The organism is Streptomyces sp. PR69 (assembly GCF_026420845.1).
GTDB lineage: Bacteria > Actinomycetota > Actinomycetes > Streptomycetales > Streptomycetaceae > Streptomyces.
Genome location: NZ_JAOWCB010000006.1, coordinates 37,332 through 52,704 on the forward strand (window position 1 = coordinate 37,332; position 15,373 = coordinate 52,704).

The window sequence follows — 15,373 nt, forward strand, 5'->3', positions numbered from 1 at the left end:
CCCCGTGAAGGAATCAGCCACAGAACCAACGACCCCCCTCACCCTGGCCGTCATCGGCACGGGACCGCGCGGCATCTCCGTCCTGGAGCGGCTCGCCGCGCGTCTCGCCGACGGCGAGCTGGGCGACCGGGCGGTGCGGATCTACGCCGTCGACGCGGTGGAGGTGGGCGCGGGCCGGATCTGGCGTACGGACCAGGACGACTGGTTCACCATGAACACCGTCGTCGGCCAGGTCACCATGTACTCCGGCGGCCCCGACGGCGGACCGGCGCGCCCCGGCGCGGGCCCCTCCCTCGGCGAGTGGATCAAGGAGCGGGCCGAGCGGCACGGTGAGCCGGAGCGGGGCCCCGACGACTACGCCTCACGCCGCCGGTACGGGCAGTACCTGCGCTCCGTGTACGCGTCCATCGTCGAACACCTGCCGGATAGCGTGGAGTTGACGGAGGTCCCGGCCCGCGTCACCGCGCTGGCGCCGCGCCCCGGCGGCGGCTACCGGCTCACGCTGGACCGCTCCCCGCGTGTGCTGGAGGCCGACAAGGTCCTCATCGCCACCGGCCATCCGCGCCTCGCGCCCGACGCCTTTGAGCGCCGGATGCTCGACTTCGCCGGGCGTCACCCCGGGCTGCACTATCTGTGCGGGGACTCCGCCGCCGACATGCCGCTGGACAAGGACACCATTCCGCCCGGCAGCACCGTCGGCATACGCGGCCTCGGACTGTCCTTCTACGATGTGATGCTCAGCCTCACCGTGGGCCGCGGCGGCGGCTTCGTCCGCGACGGCGTCGGGAACGGCGACGGGCACGAGGGCGGCGGCGGGGCGCTGCGGTATGTGCCCAGCGGACTGGAGCCGAAGATCGTCACCGGCTCGCGCAGCGGGCTGCCCATCCCGGCGCGCGGCCGCAACCAGAAGCGCCCCGACCACACCCACCGGCCGCTGTTCCTGACCGGACAGGCCGTGGCCGAGGCCCGCGAGCGCCGCTTCCTCGCCACCGGCGACCACCGGCTCGACTTCGCCGAGGATGTGCTGCCGCTGCTGATGCGGGAGGTCGAGCACGTCTACCGCACCACGCACGAACGCACCACGGACAAACGCACCACGCACGAACGCACTACGGACGAACGCACCGGGGCCGCCGCGGATCCGCTGCCGCCGCTGGATCTGCGGGCGCTCGCCCGCCCCTTCCAGGGAGCCTGGTTCGAGAGCCCCGACGCCTTTCGCGCCCGGCTGCTGGACCTGATGCGCGCCGATCTCGCGGAGGCCGCCCGCGGCAATGCGGACGGACCGCTCAAGGCCGCTCTGGATGTGCTGCGCGACATCCGCAACGTCGTCCGGGAGGCCGTGGACTACGGCGGCCTGCGGCCCGACTCGCACGCCGACGACTTCAGCGGCGGCTTCCTGCCCGTCAACTCGCTGCTGTCGGCCGGGCCGCCCGCCGAGCGGGTGGAACAGCTCGTCGCCCTGATCGAGGCGGGGGTCGTGGAAGTCGCCGGGCCCGCCGCCGACTTCGACGCCGACGAGGCGGCCGGCCGCTTCACCGTCTCCTCGCCGCAGGTCGCGGGCTCCGCCCGCACCGCCACCGCCCTCGTCGACGCGCGCATCCCGACCCCGGACCTGCGCCGCGACACCTCGCCGCTGACCCGGTCGCTGCTCGCGGACGGGCTGGTCGCCGAGTATGTGCGTACGGACCCGGGGACCGGCGTCGCCGACCCCACCGGGGGCCTCGATGTGACCCGCGCCCCGTTCCATGTGGTCGACGCCCGGGGAACCATCCGCCGCGATCTGTACGCGCTGGGCATACCGACCGAGCACACCCGCTGGTTCACCCAGGTGGGCAGCGGAAAGCCGGGCCTGAACACACTCTTCCGGCAGGACGCGGACGCCATCGCCGCCGATATGCTCCGCCCTGGCGCTCCGTCGCCAAGCGCCGGGCGCGTCGCCGCTGCCGCCGGGAGCCCGGCATGAACAACCCCCAGGCCACGGCCGCCTTCCGGGCCGCCCGCGACCTCCTGCTGAAGCACCGCACCGACCCGGACGCGGCCGCCGCCGAGTTCCGCTGGCCCGAACTCACCCACTTCAACTGGGCGCTGGACTGGTTCGACGTCATCGCCCGCGACAACTGGAACACCGCGCTGCGGCTCATCGGCGACGCGGACGGCGGTCGGAACGGCGGTCCACAGACGGACGCCGAGGTCTCCTTCGCGGAGCTGTCCCGCCGCTCCGGCCAACTCGCCAACTGGCTGCGCGAGACCGGCGTACGGCGCGGCGACCGCATGCTGCTCGCCCTGCACAACCGGCTGCCGCTGTGGGAGACCATGCTCGCCGCCATCAAGCTGGGAGCGGTGATCGTCCCCACCTATGCGACGGCCACACCCGACGACCTCGCCGACCGCCTCGCCCGCGCCGAGGTCCGCCATGTCGTCACCGAGGCCTCCCTGACCAGCCGCTTCACCGGCCTGCCCGGCGACTGGACGAAGATCGCCACCGGCGGCGGCCCGGCGGCGCCCGGCTGGCTGCCGTACGAGGACTCGTACACCGCCCCCGCAGAGCCCTTCGAACCCGACGCGCCGACCTCCGCCGACGACCCCCTGTTCATCTACTTCACCTCCGGCACCACCTCACGGCCCAAGATGGTGCTCCACACCCACACCAGCTACCCCGTCGGCCATCTCTCCGGCATGTACTGGAACGGCGTCCGGCCCGGCGACGCCCATCTGAACATCTCCGCGCCCGGCTGGGCCAAGCACGCCTGGAGCTCGTTCTTCGTCCCGTGGAACGCGGAGGCGACCGTGGTGGCCCTGGACACCTCCGTCTCCGGCCCCGCGGACATCCTCGGCGTGCTGCGCACCCGCGACATCACCACCTTCTGCGCACCGCCGACCGTCTGGCGCGGGCTGCTGGCAAAGGGCCTGGGCGCGCCGCCGCCCCGGCTGCGCGAGGCCGCCTGCGCGGGCGAGCCGCTGGAGACCAGCCTGCTGGAGCGCGTCCACGACGCCTGGGGCGTATACGTACGCGACGGCTACGGCCAGACCGAGACCACCGGCCAGCTCGGCCACACCCCGGGCCGCCGCCCGGAACCCGGCACCATGGGCCGCCCGCTGCCCGGCTACCCGGTGACCGTCGTCGACCCCGGGACCGGCCGCCCGACCGCCCCCGGCGCCACCGGGGAACTCTGCCTCGACCTCACGAACCGCCCCATGGGGCTGATGACCGGCTATCTCGGCGACGACCGCAGGACCGCGTCCGCCTTCGCCGGCGGCTACTACCACACCGGCGACCTGGTCCACCTCGACGCCGACGGCGCCACCCTGCGCTATGCCGGCCGGGACGACGACATGTTCAAGTCCTTCGACTACCGCATCTCCCCGCTCGAACTGGAACGCGTCCTGCTCCGCCACCCGGCCGTCGCCCAGGCGGCGGTGGCGCCCGTGCCGCACCCGGTGGGCATGTGGGTCCCCAAGGCCTTCGTCGTCCTCACCCCCGCCTGGCGAGACCGCCCGTCGGCGGCGGCCCGCGCCGTCCTGGACCACGCCTCCGCCGAACTCCCCGCCGAGAAGCACATCGCGTCCCTGGAACTCGCCGAGACCCTGCCGGTGACGGCATCGGGCAAAACCCGCCGCGCCGCACTCCGCGCGGCGGGGACCCTGGGCGGCCCGGTGACGGAGTTGACGCCGGAGCCTCCGGTGGGCGCGAAGGCCCCTCCGGAGCGGCGCGGCGGGTGCGTGTGGCCCCCGTTCTGAGCAGCGGTGATGCCCCCGGATAGAGTCAGCGGCGATCATCGCGCCACTCGGAAGGTGGACGCGGCCCCGATCTCGCCGACGACCGCCTCCGGAGCCCCATCACCATGCGCCGCCGCACATATGCCCTGACCGCCGTCTGCGCCCTTCTGCTGACCGCCGGATGCGGAGGCGAGGACGCCGACGGCGGCGCCGAGCGCGCCGGGGCAGCCGTGGAAGCGTCGGCGAAGCCGTCCGCGCAGTCGGCTGCGCCGTCACCCGCGCCCGAGCACACGGCGACGGTACGGGCGGCCATCGACGCCGTCGGCCGGACAAGCGCGCGGGTCTCCCAGAAGACGGAGCTCGGCGACGGCACCACGTCGCACACCATCACGGCCGACGGCGACTTCGACTTCGCGGGCGACCGCGGAAACCTCACGGTCGCCCTGCCGCCCGTCGCCCGTTTCGAAGAGGTCTTCGCCGACGGCAAGGTGTATCTGCGCGGCACCGCCGGGGCCGAGCAGATGGGCTGGCAGATGACCGACCGGAACCAGCTGGAAGCCCGCCGCCTGCTGCGCGCCCCCGCCAACGACCCCGCGTTTGTGCTCCGGCAGGCCGTCATGACCAGAACGGAGTTCGCCAGAGTAGGCGAGGAGAAGCTCAACGGCGTCCCGACCGTCCACTACCTCGGCTTCCTGAGCGACGAGGCGATCACGCTGCGGATGACAGCGGACGCGCGGGAGAAAGCGGAGCAGCTGCGCACCGCTTTCGGCGGCCGGATCCCCGTGGTCTCGCACGTCTGGGTGGACTCTCAGGGGCGCGCCGTACAGGTGCAACTCGCCCTGCGGGTCAAGGACCTCATCGACTCAGTCACCACCCTGACCTTCACCGAGTTCGGCAAGAGGGTCCAGGTCACCGTGCCGCCGGCCGAGGACGTCGTTCCGGTCCCGTCGCTGGACGGCCCGCTGGGCGTCTGAAGCCGAAGGCCCGCAGGGGGCTCAAAGGCCCGGGCAGGCGGATGCATGGCTCTGCCCGCCCGGCACCAGGGCAACCCCGGCACGCTCTACGAGTGTCCCAGGTCCTCCGACGCGGTGTCCGTCTCCGCCGTCACGGAGCCGCTGTCGGGGGCCGGGCGGAGGGGGAACTCGTCCGTGGCCACGGTGTCGTGCACCGGCGGGGCCGGCACCGGCGGCTTCGGCATCACAGCCGCCTCGGAGTGACCGCCGCAGCCGTACGCCAGCGACACGACCCGCCCGTCCGCGGGCGAGAACTCATTCGCGCACACCCCGAACGCCTGCCGCAGCGAGCCCGCGATCGGCACCAGGAAGCCGCAGGTCACACACTGTGCCGGGGCCGCCTGCGCCATCGGGGTCTTGGCGCCGAAGGACTCGTCCCAGCGGTCGGCCGCGATGTGGAGCCCGTACCGGGACAGCACACGGGCGCGCCGCATGCCCAGCTCGTCCGCGACCGCCGCGATCGCGCCGCGCCCGTCGTCGCCGGTGCCGGCCGGGGCCCGGCCGGTCAGCTCAGCGTCCTCCTCCTCGACGCGCTCCTCCAGATCGTGGGAGGGGGCGACGGCGGAGTTCGGCGGCGGCTCGTCCTCGCCCGTGTAGCCGGGCTCCAGCCGCAGATCGTCCGCCTGCGTCGGCAGCAGATCGCCCGGCCCCAGATCGCCCGGCCGCAGCCGCTCGCTCCACGGCACCCACTCCGGCGCGAGCAGGGCGTCAGGGCCGGGCAGCAGCACGGCCTCGTCCACCGTGACGACCTTCGCGCGGGATGCCCGCGCCACCGTCACCGCCCAGCGCCAGCCCCGGTACCCGAGCTCCCTGCACTCGAAGAAGTGGGTGACGACCCGGTCCCCCTCCGACACGAGGGCCACATGCTCGCCGACCACTCCCGGCGCGGCGGCCTCCTCGGCCGCCGCCCGGGCGAGGTCCACCGCCTCGGCGCACAGACGGTCGGGGGTACGGCTTCGCGTCGTCGCAGCACTCACAGGTCTCGCTTCTCTCCTACGCCGTCTCACGGGTGCGCCGACCGATTCGCGAGTTCGCGAGGGCCCGGGAGGCTTGGGCGGCAGGCGGAGCGGACCAGTGGGCCGCATCGACGTCCGCGCCCAGACCAACCTGTCTCGGGCACACCTATCGTCATCCATTCTGCGGGATGACGAAGCAGCGCGCGGCCGAGGACAACCGCCGGTGGCGCGCTACGCACGCTACCCCTTTCGCCGCCGCCCGCCCACCTGCCGTCCTCTCCGAGGGCCAACAACGCGAGAACATCCCGCGTCGCGGGCCCGCATCGCGGTTCGCGCAGGCAGGGCGTGGGGCACTATGACGGGGTGGCAGCCGCGAGGTCGTCCAACGCAGCCGGGCCGGGGCCGCTGGGCAGAGCGGCCCGGGCGGTCGGCCGCGCGCTGCATCTGCCGTTCACCGGCACGGCCCGCGGCATCCGCCGCGCCACGCACGCGCACGGCGCGGGCGAGTCGGGTCTCGGCAAGCTGATCGAATTGCACGCCGTCAACGGCGCGGGGGACGTCATGATCACCGTGGCGCTGGCGTCCACGGTGTTCTTCGCGGTGCCGACGGACGAGGCGCGCGGGCGCGTCGCGCTGTACCTGGCCATCACGATGGCCCCGTTCGCGCTCCTCGCCCCCGTCATCGGCCCGCTCCTCGACCACATCCCGCACGGCCGGCGCGCGGCGATGGCGGGCGCGATGCTCGCCCGTGCGCTGCTCGCGCTGATGCTCTCCGGCGCGGTGGAGACCGGCGACATCGAACTGTATCCGGCGGCGCTCGGCGTGCTCGTGTCGTCGAAGGCGTACGGCGTGGTGCGCAGCGCCGTCGTGCCGCGACTGCTGCCGCCGAAGTTCTCCCTGGTGAAGGCCAACTCACGGGTGACCCTGGCCGGGCTGCTGGCCACAGGCGTCGCCGCGCCCATCGCCATCGGGCTGCACCAGATGGGGCCCGAGTGGCCGCTGTACGGGGCGTTCGCGCTCTTCGTCGTGGGGACCTTCCTGGCGTTCACGCTGCCGCACAAGGTCGACTCGGCGAAGGGTGAGCGCAAGGCGCACATGCTGACGCACGGTGAGAAGAAGCCGAGCCTGCGGACGGTCGGCCCGTCCGTGCTGCACGGCCTCCAGGCCAATGCCACGCACCGTGCGCTGTCCGGCTTCCTGATCTTCTTCCTGGCCTTCCTGCTGCGGGTGCACCCGCTGCCCGGCCAGACCGCGGCGGTCTCCCTCGGCATGGTCGCGGTCGCCGCGGGCGTCGGCAACGCGCTGGGCACGGCGATCGGAGCGTGGCTGCGCGCCCGCGCCCCCGAGCTGATCATCGCCGCGGTGCTGCTGCTGACCCTGACGACGACGATCCTGGCGGCGGCGTTCTTCGGTGCGGGGATGGTGGCGGTGCTCGGCGGGGTGGCGGGGCTTTCGCAGGCGCTGTCGAAGCTGTCCCTGGACGCGACGATCCAGCGGGACGTGCCGGAGTCGGTGCGGACGTCGGCGTTCGCGCGGTCGGAGACGCTGCTGCAGATGTCGTGGGTGGTGGGCGGTGCGGTGGGGATCTCGCTGCCGCTCAACGGGACGGTGGGGATGACGGTCGCGGCGGGGATCGTCGGCGCGGGGGCGGCCGTGGCCGTCCGCGGCCTCCTCGCGGCGGCCCGCCACGCCTCGCACCCCCGCCGCACCACACGGGTGGCCTGACCCGGGGGGCCCAGCCCGCGCCCGGCCTCGGGGCCCCAGCCCGCGCCTGGCCTCGGGCCTCGGGCCTCGGGCCTCGGGCCTCGGGCCTCGGGCCTCGGGCCTCGGGGCCCAAACTGGTGACCGGCCACTGCGTCACTGGCCCCGGCCCCCAGACCGGCGACCGCCCCCGCGCGCGGGCCGGTGCGTCTCCCTCCCACCCACCCGATTGCCCCACCCCGCGAACCTCGGGCAGGCAGCTGGGGCGGGCCCGGCCCAGACGCCCGCCCGCGGCGGTGAGGGAGCCCGCGCCCGGCGCCGGGCGGCCACCCGCACCGCACGGGCAACGGCAATCGGGCGGGGAGGGTGGGACAAGAACCCGCCCGCGGCGGCGAGGGACCCGCACCCCCCCAAGGGGGCCCGGCCCAGAAACCCACCCGCACCGCACAGGCAACGGCAATCGGGCGGGAGGGTGGGAACCCGCCCGCGGCGCAAGGGACCCGCACCCCGCAAGGGGGCCCGGCCCAGACGCCCGCCCGCGGCGCGAGGGGCCGGCAGGGGCGCGCCGGGCCGGACCCCCGCGTCGTGGATGACCGCTCGCCCGATAACCTTCGCCCCATGACCGTTGCGTTCTTCTCGGGCAAGCGCCGCCGGGCCGCTGCCGCTCTCGGCGCCGTCTCCGCCGGGCTCCTCACCCTGTCCGCCTGCGACAAGCCGACGCCGCTCGCGACCATGACGGTCGGCTCCAGCTCGGTCTCGTCCGAGGCGACCTGCAAGGGCGACGGCAAGGCGATCCCCACCGACGAGATCGAGGACTGCCTGGCCGACATCGAGTCGGCCAAGACGCTGAAGTACGAGCGCGGCGCGACGCTGCGGCTCGGCGTGGACCCGAAGGTCGTCGAGGACGGCAAGAAGTGGGTCGTGACGCTCGACGGCAACCCGATCACCGAGGCCTCGGACCAGACCTACCGCAGCTTCCCGAACGCCGATGTGTTCAGCACCGGCGGCACGGGCGCCCCGGCGAAATCCAGGACGGTCGGGATCATCCAGTTCAACGAGAAGGACCAGCCGCTGTCCATCTGGACGTTCAAGCTGGAACTCGCCTGACGCGCGGACGCGCAGACGCTTCAGACGCTCAGATGCGTGTCCTTGCGGTGACCGCGGTGGAGGCGGAGGCTGACTCCGTCGCCGCCGGTCTCGCCGACCCCGCGACCGCCGCCGTCGCCGAACGCGCCGGCGTACGCGTCGATGTGCTCGTCGGCGGCGTCGGCCCCGCGGCAGCCGCCGCCGCGGCCGCGGCCGCCCTCACCCGCGCCCAGACCGCACCGGCCGCACAGACCGCGCAGACCGCGGCGCGCGCGGAGACCGCGACCCGCCCGGAGACCGCGTACTCGCCCCCGTACGACCTGGTGGTCTCCGCCGGCATCGGCGGCGGTTTCGCGCCCCGCGCCCCCCTCGGCAGCCTCGTCGTCGCCGATGCGATCATCGCCGCCGACCTGGGGGCCGAGGCCCCACAGAGCCCCGACGGCTGGCTCCCCGTCGAGGAGCTCGGCTTCGGCCGTACCGTGCACACGCCTCCGCCCGCGCTGTCCGCGCGTGTCGCCAGGGCGCTGGACGCCGTCCACGCGCCGGTGCTCACGGTCTCCACGATCACCGGGACGGCCGCCCGGGCGGAGCAGCTGAGGCGGCGTCATCCGCGGGCAGCGGCCGAGGCGATGGAGGGCTTCGGCGTGGCCGAGGCGGCCGCGGCGGCGGCCGCGGCCGCCGCCGGAGCACGGCCAGGCCCCGGCCACCCCGCGCCCTCACCGCTCCCCGTTCTCGAAATCCGCGCGATCTCCAACGCCGTCGGCCCCCGCGACCGGGCCGCCTGGCGCATCGGCGACGCGCTCGCCGCACTGCAACGCGGGTTCCGGCTGCTGGTCCCCGCCCTCACCGAGGAGGCGAACCCGACCCCCCATGCCTAAGACCATCAAGATCGCCTACTCCCCCTGCCCGAACGACACCTTCGTCTTTGACGCCTGGGCGCATGGCCGCGTCCCCGGCGCGCCGAAGCTCGATGTGACGTTCGCGGACATCGACGTCACCAACGGCATGGCGGAGCGCGGCGAGTTCGACGTGCTGAAGGTGTCGTACGCGGTGCTGCCGTGGGTCCTGGACGAGTACGCGCTGCTGCCGTGCGGCGGGGCGCTCGGCCGCGGCTGCGGGCCGCTGGTGCTCACCCGCGAGCCGGGGGCGGAGCTGACGGGCAGGACGGTCGCGGTGCCAGGCGAGCGTTCGACGGCCTATCTGCTGTTCCGGCTGTGGGCCGCGGAGCAGGTGCCGGGCGGGGTCGGCCAGATCGTCGTACTGCCGTTCCACGAGATCATGCCCGCCGTGCGCGACGGCAAGGTCGACGCGGGGCTGGTCATCCATGAGGCCCGGTTCACCTACCAGGAGTACGGGCTGCACTGTCTGGCGGACATGGGCGAGCACTGGGAGTCGGCCACCGGGCTGCCCATCCCGCTGGGCGCGATCATCGCCAAGCGCTCCCTGGGCGCGGAGATGCTGCGGCTGCTGGCGGACTCCGCCCGTGCTTCGGTCCGCATGGCCTGGGACGACCCGGCGGCCTCGCGCCCGTACGTACTTCAGCACGCGCAGGAGATGGACCCGAAGGTGGCCGATCAGCACATCGGTCTCTACGTCAATGAGTTCACGGCCGACCTCGGCCCTGACGGGTACGCGGCGGTGCGGGGCCTGCTGACACGCGCAGCGGCCGAGGGGCTGGTGCCGCCCCTCGGCCGCGAGGCGCTGGCGTTCGTCTAAACGCCGGCCTTCATCTGAAACGAACGCGGGTCAGCGCGGGGTCAGACGTCGAGCTGGTCCGCCACCGCCCGCAGCAGGCCCGCGATCTTCTTGCCGTGCGCCTTGTCCGGGTAGCGGCCGCGCTCCAGCATCGGGGTGACGTTCTCCAGCAGGGTCGTCAGATCCTGCACGATCGACGCCAGCTCGTCCGGCTTGCGCCGCTGTGCCGCGGCCACCGAGGGAGTGGGGTCCAAGACCGTCACCGACAGCGCCTGATCACCACGCTGACCTGCGACGACACCAAATTCCACCCGCTGTCCCGGCTTGAGGGCGTCGACTCCGGCGGGGAGCACCGACGAGTGGACGAAGACGTCGCCGCCGTCGTCGCGGGAGAGAAAGCCGAAGCCCTTCTCGCTGTTGAACCACTTGACCTTGCCGGTAGGCACGTCTGTCCTCGTCCTCGTACTCGATGGGTTGCGCCGGAAAAACGGCTCTGGATAGCACTACAGCGGGTCGCCCGACCCGCCAGCACCAAGGCTAATGGTCCAGGGGCTGGTGACAAGACGTCGCCGATCGGTTCCTCCGCGCAGGGAACTACCCTGGCCGGATGACTGCTACTCCTCCGGGCCCCGGCGACGGTCTTGTGCGCGTCGGCGGGATCGTATTCATCGTCGGCGCCGTCGCCACTCTGATCACGCTGGCCCCGCTGTTCCTTGGCACGGAGCCGTTTCCGTCATACGCGTATGCCGTGTGCATGCTGATGGGCGCGGGTTTCGCCATCGCGGGAGCGGGTGTGCTGCGGTCGATCGCCGCCCAGCGAAGTCAGGCCAGATCTGCCCGGTGACGATGGTGGCCGTCGTCTGACGCGTACCGGCGCAGCCACGCCGGGAAACGGGTGAGATCGGCCAGAATGACGTCCGCCCCGGCCGCGCGCAGCTCGTCGGCGGCGCAGGGGCCGGTGGGGACGGCCACGGAGAGGGCCTCGGCGGCGCGGGCGCCGCGCACGTCTCCGGTGTGGTCGCCGACGTACACGCGCGCGCCGTGTGCGCGCAGCGCCTCCGCCTTGGCCTCCGCCCACAGCCACCCGATCACCGCGTCGGGATATATGCCGAGGTGGGCGAGGTGGAGCTTGGCGTTCGGCTCATGCTTGGCGGTGACGACGACGGCCCGTCCGCCCAGCTCCTGCACGGCGGCGACGGCCTCGCGCGCGCCGGGCAGGACGAGGGCGGGCTCGATGGCGTACGCGGGGTAGAGCTCACGGTAGCGGTCGGCCATGGCCTGGACCCGCTCGGCGGGGAACCAGTGCGCCAGCTCCTGCTCAAGCGGCGGGCCCAGCCGGGTGACGGCCAGATCGGCGTCGATGGGGACTCCGGTCTCGGCGGACAGCGCGCGGTAGCAGGCGTGGATGCCGGGGCGGGAGTCGATGAGCGTCATATCGAGGTCGAAGCCGACGACCGGGCCGCCGCTAGGACCGCCACTCGGACCGCCGTTCGGGCCGCCGCTAGGACCGCCACTCGGACCGCCGTTCGGGCCGCCGCTAGGACCGCCGTTCGAGCCGACGACCGGGTTGCCGTTCGGGGTGCCGGGGTCGCTGGCCGGGGCGGCCGCCGGGCCGCCGCTCGGGCCGGTGTCTGAGGGGTGCGCAGCCATGGGGGCCATTCTGCCTGGCGGCATCGGCGGCCGGGACGCATATAGTGACCCCCGCAGTTAGCCAAGCCTTACCAATGTCGCCTTGCCGACTTTCGACGAGAGCAGAGCCAGATGTCCATGCCGGCCACGGGTCCGCTCGCGGCGCGCCGCATCGGCTGGACCGTCGCAGCGCTCGTCGCTCTGGCGGTCGCCGTCCTGCTCAGCCTGGGCGTCGGAGCGCGCGCGATCGCGCCGTCCACCGTGCTGGACGCGGTGCTGCACGGCGGGGGCGGCAGCGACGGCGAAGTCGTGCGGGAGCTGCGCGTGCCGCGCACGCTGATCGGGCTGATGGTCGGCGCGGCGCTGGCGCTGGCCGGCACGGCGCTCCAGGGCATCACCCGCAATCCGATCGCCGACCCCGGCATCCTCGGCATCAGCCAGGGCGCGTCGGTCGGCGTGGTGCTGGCCATCGCCTTCGCCGGGGTGCACACGCTGACGGGGTACGTCTGGTTCGCCTTCGCGGGCGCGGCCGTCGCGGCGGTCGCCGTGTACGCGATCGCCTCGCGCGGACGCGGCGGCGCGACCCCGGTCAAGCTGGCCCTCGGCGGCGCGGCGATCAACGCGCTGCTGGTGTCGGTGACGATGGCGGTGCTGACGACGAAGGCGGCGGCGCTGGACGAGTTCCGCTTCTGGCAGGTCGGCTCGATCGCCGGGCGCGACGCCGCGATCGTCGCCCAGATCTGGCCGTTCCTGCTGGCCGGTGCGGTGCTGGTGCTCGCGGTCGCCCGCGGCCTGGACGCGCTGGCGCTGGGCGAGGACGTGGCGAAGGGCCTCGGCCGCAATGTGGCCGCGGTGCGGATCGTCGGCGGCGTGGGCGCCACGGTGCTGACGGGGGCGGGGGTCGCGGCGGCGGGCCCGATCGCCTTCATCGGTCTCGCGGTGCCGCATATCGCGCGGGCGCTCGTGGGGGCGGACCACCGCTGGGTGCTGCCGCTGGCGGCGCTGATCGGACCGGTGATGCTGCTGGTCTCCGACGTGGTCGGCCGAGTGGTCGTGCCGCCGGGCGAGGTGCCGGCGGGCGTGATGACGGCGCTGCTGGGGGTTCCGTTCCTGATCACCCTGCTGCGCCGCAAGGCGGTCCCGGCGTGATGGCTTTCCCCACCCGCCCGCCCCTGACGTGTGGGGGCCCGGCGTGCCCCCACACCCCCGGCCCGGCGGCTTCCCACCGGAAGGGGACACCCGCCCCCGCGCCATGCCCCGGCGCCCCCGGCCCGGCGGCTCCGCGCCGTCAGCGGATACTCGCCCGCGCGGCGGCGCTCCCGCACCCGGCGCTCACACAGCGCCGGACCGCGGAGCGCCCCGCCGCTGTGCGCCGCGGAGACGAGCGGGCCGTCGCCGGCGGCCGGGCGGCGCTCCCGGCAGGGGAGCCGGCATGGACCGCGGCGGCGGCGCTTTTGGGCGGGCCGCCCGGGGCGGAGGGCTGGGCCGGGGTGCACGGGGCGCGGCACACGAGAGGAGGCGGGACGCATGGGTGAGACCGTCGTGCGGGAGGCCGCCGGGGGCCGCGGCATACGGCCCGCGGAGGGCGGCGGGATACGCCCCGCCGGGTACGGGATCGTGCGCTTCGCCGGGCGCGGGTCGTTTCTGGTGCACCGGCGGGCCGGGGTCGTCGCCTGCGGGCTGGCCGCCGTGCTCGCGGCCGTGTGCGTCGCCTACCTGTGCACCGGGGAGAGCTTCGTCGCGCCCGGCGAGGTCCTCAAGGTGGTCTTCGGGCAGCCCTCGCCCGACGAACTGGTCGTCGGCACGCTCCGGCTGCCCCGTATGACCGTCGGCGTCCTCGTCGGCCTCGCCTTCGGCGTCGCGGGCGCGCTGATCCAGACCGTCGCCCGCAATCCGCTCGCCAGCCCCGACATCATCGGCATCAGCCAGGGCGCGAGCGCGGTGACCGTCGCCGCGCTGACGTTCGGGATCACCTCGTACACGGTGCTGCCGTATCTGTCCGTCGCGGGCGGCATCCTCGCCGCGGCGCTGGTGTACGTGTTCGCCTGGCGCGGCGGACTGCACGCCGGCCGCTTCGTCCTCATCGGCCTCGGCTGCGCCATCGCGCTCCGCTCGGTCACCACCCTGCTGATGACCAAGGGGGACTATCTCGTCGCCCAGCAGGCGCAGATCTGGATGACCGGCTCGCTCAACGGCCGCGGCTGGGAGGAGGCCGCGCCGCTCGCCTGGACGCTGCTCGCGCTCACCCCCGCCGTGCTGTGGGCGGCCCGCGCCCAGCGGACCGCGTCCCTGGACGACGACACCGCGACCGCGCTGGGCGTCCGGCTTGGCCGGGTGCGGCTGGGGCTTGTGGCGCTCGGCGTCGTCCTCGCCTCCGTGGCGACCGGCGCGGCCGGCCCCGTCGACTTCGTGGCGCTGCTCGCGCCGCAGATCGCCCGCCGGCTGACCCGCACCGCGCAGCTCCCGCTGCGGAGCTCCGCGCTGCTGGGTGCGGTCATCGTCGTACTGGCCGATCTGCTGGCGCGCCGGCTGCTGTCGCCCACCGAGCTGCCGGTGGGCGTGCTCACGGCGGCCGTCGGCGCGCCCTATCTGATCTGGCTGATCGTCCGCAGCCGCACCGGCCGCACCGAAGGAGTCAAGGCGTGAGCGACGTGAGCAGGCCGAGCAGCGCGAGCAAGCCGGGCAGCGGGCCGAGCAGCCGGCCGAGCGGGCTGAGCAGCGCGAGCGGGCTGAGCCGGCTGACCGCGCGCGAGCTGACGCTCGCCTACGAGGACCGCACCGTCGTCGACGGGCTCGATCTCGCGATCCCCGACGGCCGGGTGACGGTCATCGTCGGACCGAACGCCTGCGGCAAGTCCACCACCCTGCGCGCCCTCGGCCGGCTGCTCAAGCCCCGCAGCGGGGCGGTTCTGCTGGACGGCCGGGAGCTGGCCCGGATACCGACGAAGAAGATCGCGCAATCCGTCGGGCTGCTGCCCCAGTCGCCGGTCGCCCCGGAGGCGATCACCGTCGCCGATCTGGTCTCCCGCGGCCGCCAGCCCCACCAGCACTGGTGGCAGCAGTGGTCGGCACAGGACGAGCGCGCGGTGACGGACGCCATGGCGCGTACGGACGTCACCGCGCTCGCCGACCGCCCCGTGGACGAACTCTCGGGCGGCCAGCGCCAGCGCGTATGGATCGCGATGGCGCTCGCACAGGAGACCGATCTCCTCCTCCTCGACGAGCCGACGACCTTCCTCGACATCTCCCACCAGGTCGAGGTGCTGGATCTGATCCGGCAGCTCAACTGCGAACGCGGCCGCACCGTCGTCGCCGTGCTGCACGACCTCAACCAGGCCGCCCGCTACGCCGACCACCTCGTCGCCATGAAGGCGGGCCGCATCGTCGCCGAGGGCCCGCCGCGGGACATCGTCACGGCGGAGCTCGTACGGGAGGTGTTCGGGCTTGACTCCGTGGTCGTCCCGGACCCGGTGACGGGCTCCCCGCTGGTCGTGCCCGGCGCGCCCTACTCCCCCAAGTCCCCCGAATCACCACCCCCCGCCCCGTCCCCTGAAGAAAGGCAGCCGACCGCATGAA

At 74.1% G+C, this 15,373-nt stretch carries 14 protein-coding genes; 11 read left to right on the forward strand and 3 right to left on the reverse strand.

The annotated features are described in order from the left end of the window. Positions 1-4 precede the first annotated feature (4 nt). The 3 genes from OF819_RS07580 to OF819_RS07590 all read left to right on the forward strand — a co-directional run bounded on the left by OF819_RS07580 (position 5) and on the right by OF819_RS07590 (position 4,691). Entirely contained in the window at positions 5-1,963 is a 1,959-nt protein-coding gene (locus OF819_RS07580; RefSeq protein ID WP_267242611.1) for an FAD/NAD(P)-binding protein, read from the forward strand. Then, positions 1,960-3,738, forward strand: a complete 1,779-nt coding sequence (locus OF819_RS07585; protein WP_267242612.1) for an AMP-binding protein — start codon at positions 1,960-1,962, stop codon at positions 3,736-3,738. Before OF819_RS07580 ends, OF819_RS07585 begins: the two co-directional genes overlap by 4 nt. Before the next feature lie 104 nt (positions 3,739-3,842). Further along, the gene (locus OF819_RS07590) at positions 3,843-4,691 is read left to right on the forward strand and encodes a hypothetical protein (RefSeq protein ID WP_267242613.1); all 849 of its coding nucleotides are present in this window, start codon (positions 3,843-3,845) and stop codon (positions 4,689-4,691) included. An 86-nt stretch (positions 4,692-4,777) separates the two neighbouring features. Here the strand turns inward: OF819_RS07590 and OF819_RS07595 are convergent, their stop codons facing one another. After that, positions 4,778-5,707: a DUF3027 domain-containing protein gene (locus OF819_RS07595; RefSeq protein WP_267242614.1), complete on the reverse strand. Its 930-nt coding sequence runs from the start codon at positions 5,705-5,707 to the stop codon at positions 4,778-4,780. Positions 5,708-6,049: 342 nt separating this feature from the next. Here OF819_RS07595 and OF819_RS07600 point away from each other — a divergent pair, with 342 nt between their 5' ends. The 4 genes from OF819_RS07600 (at position 6,050) to OF819_RS07615 (ending at position 10,189) form a co-directional block, all read left to right on the forward strand. Next, a complete protein-coding gene (locus OF819_RS07600; RefSeq protein WP_267242615.1) occupies positions 6,050-7,411 on the forward strand; it encodes an MFS transporter in 1,362 nt (453 codons plus the stop codon). 594 nt (positions 7,412-8,005) lie between these two features. Further along, positions 8,006-8,494 (forward strand): DUF2771 domain-containing protein, encoded by a 489-nt coding sequence (locus OF819_RS07605; protein WP_267242616.1) that lies wholly within the window; start codon positions 8,006-8,008, stop codon positions 8,492-8,494. A 32-nt stretch (positions 8,495-8,526) separates the two neighbouring features. Then, positions 8,527-9,351 (forward strand): futalosine hydrolase, encoded by an 825-nt coding sequence (gene mqnB, locus OF819_RS07610; RefSeq protein ID WP_267242617.1) that lies wholly within the window; start codon positions 8,527-8,529, stop codon positions 9,349-9,351. Then, the gene (locus OF819_RS07615; RefSeq protein WP_267242618.1) at positions 9,344-10,189 is read left to right on the forward strand and encodes a 1,4-dihydroxy-6-naphthoate synthase; all 846 of its coding nucleotides are present in this window, start codon (positions 9,344-9,346) and stop codon (positions 10,187-10,189) included. The genes mqnB and OF819_RS07615 overlap by 8 nt, the downstream gene beginning before the upstream one ends. 41 nt (positions 10,190-10,230) lie before the next feature. Here OF819_RS07615 and OF819_RS29110 read toward each other — a convergent pair whose 3' ends face one another. Further along, positions 10,231-10,614, reverse strand: a complete 384-nt coding sequence (locus OF819_RS29110) for a cold-shock protein (RefSeq protein ID WP_279927972.1) — start codon at positions 10,612-10,614, stop codon at positions 10,231-10,233. A gap of 161 nt (positions 10,615-10,775) precedes the next feature. Between OF819_RS29110 and OF819_RS07625 the strand changes: the two genes are divergently transcribed. After that, positions 10,776-11,012: a hypothetical protein gene (locus tag OF819_RS07625; RefSeq protein WP_267242619.1), complete on the forward strand. Its 237-nt coding sequence runs from the start codon at positions 10,776-10,778 to the stop codon at positions 11,010-11,012. On the opposite strand, the gene OF819_RS07630 is transcribed toward OF819_RS07625, so the two are convergent. Beyond that, positions 10,991-11,818, reverse strand: a complete 828-nt coding sequence (locus tag OF819_RS07630; RefSeq protein WP_267242620.1) for an HAD family hydrolase — start codon at positions 11,816-11,818, stop codon at positions 10,991-10,993. The two genes, OF819_RS07625 and OF819_RS07630, sit on opposite strands and share 22 nt — an antisense overlap. A 117-nt stretch (positions 11,819-11,935) precedes the next feature. Here OF819_RS07630 and OF819_RS07635 point away from each other — a divergent pair, with 117 nt between their 5' ends. The 3 genes from OF819_RS07635 to OF819_RS07645 all read left to right on the forward strand — a co-directional run bounded on the left by OF819_RS07635 (position 11,936) and on the right by OF819_RS07645 (position 15,372). Continuing rightward, entirely contained in the window at positions 11,936-12,946 is a 1,011-nt protein-coding gene (locus tag OF819_RS07635) for a FecCD family ABC transporter permease (protein ID WP_267242813.1), read from the forward strand. Between the two features lie 378 nt (positions 12,947-13,324). Beyond that, on the forward strand, positions 13,325-14,443 hold the full coding sequence (locus tag OF819_RS07640; RefSeq protein ID WP_416370489.1) for a FecCD family ABC transporter permease: 1,119 nt from the start codon (positions 13,325-13,327) through the stop codon (positions 14,441-14,443). Positions 14,444-14,526: 83 nt separating this feature from the next. Beyond that, positions 14,527-15,372: an ABC transporter ATP-binding protein gene (locus OF819_RS07645; protein WP_267242815.1), complete on the forward strand. Its 846-nt coding sequence runs from the start codon at positions 14,527-14,529 to the stop codon at positions 15,370-15,372. Position 15,373: the final 1 nt, after the last annotated feature.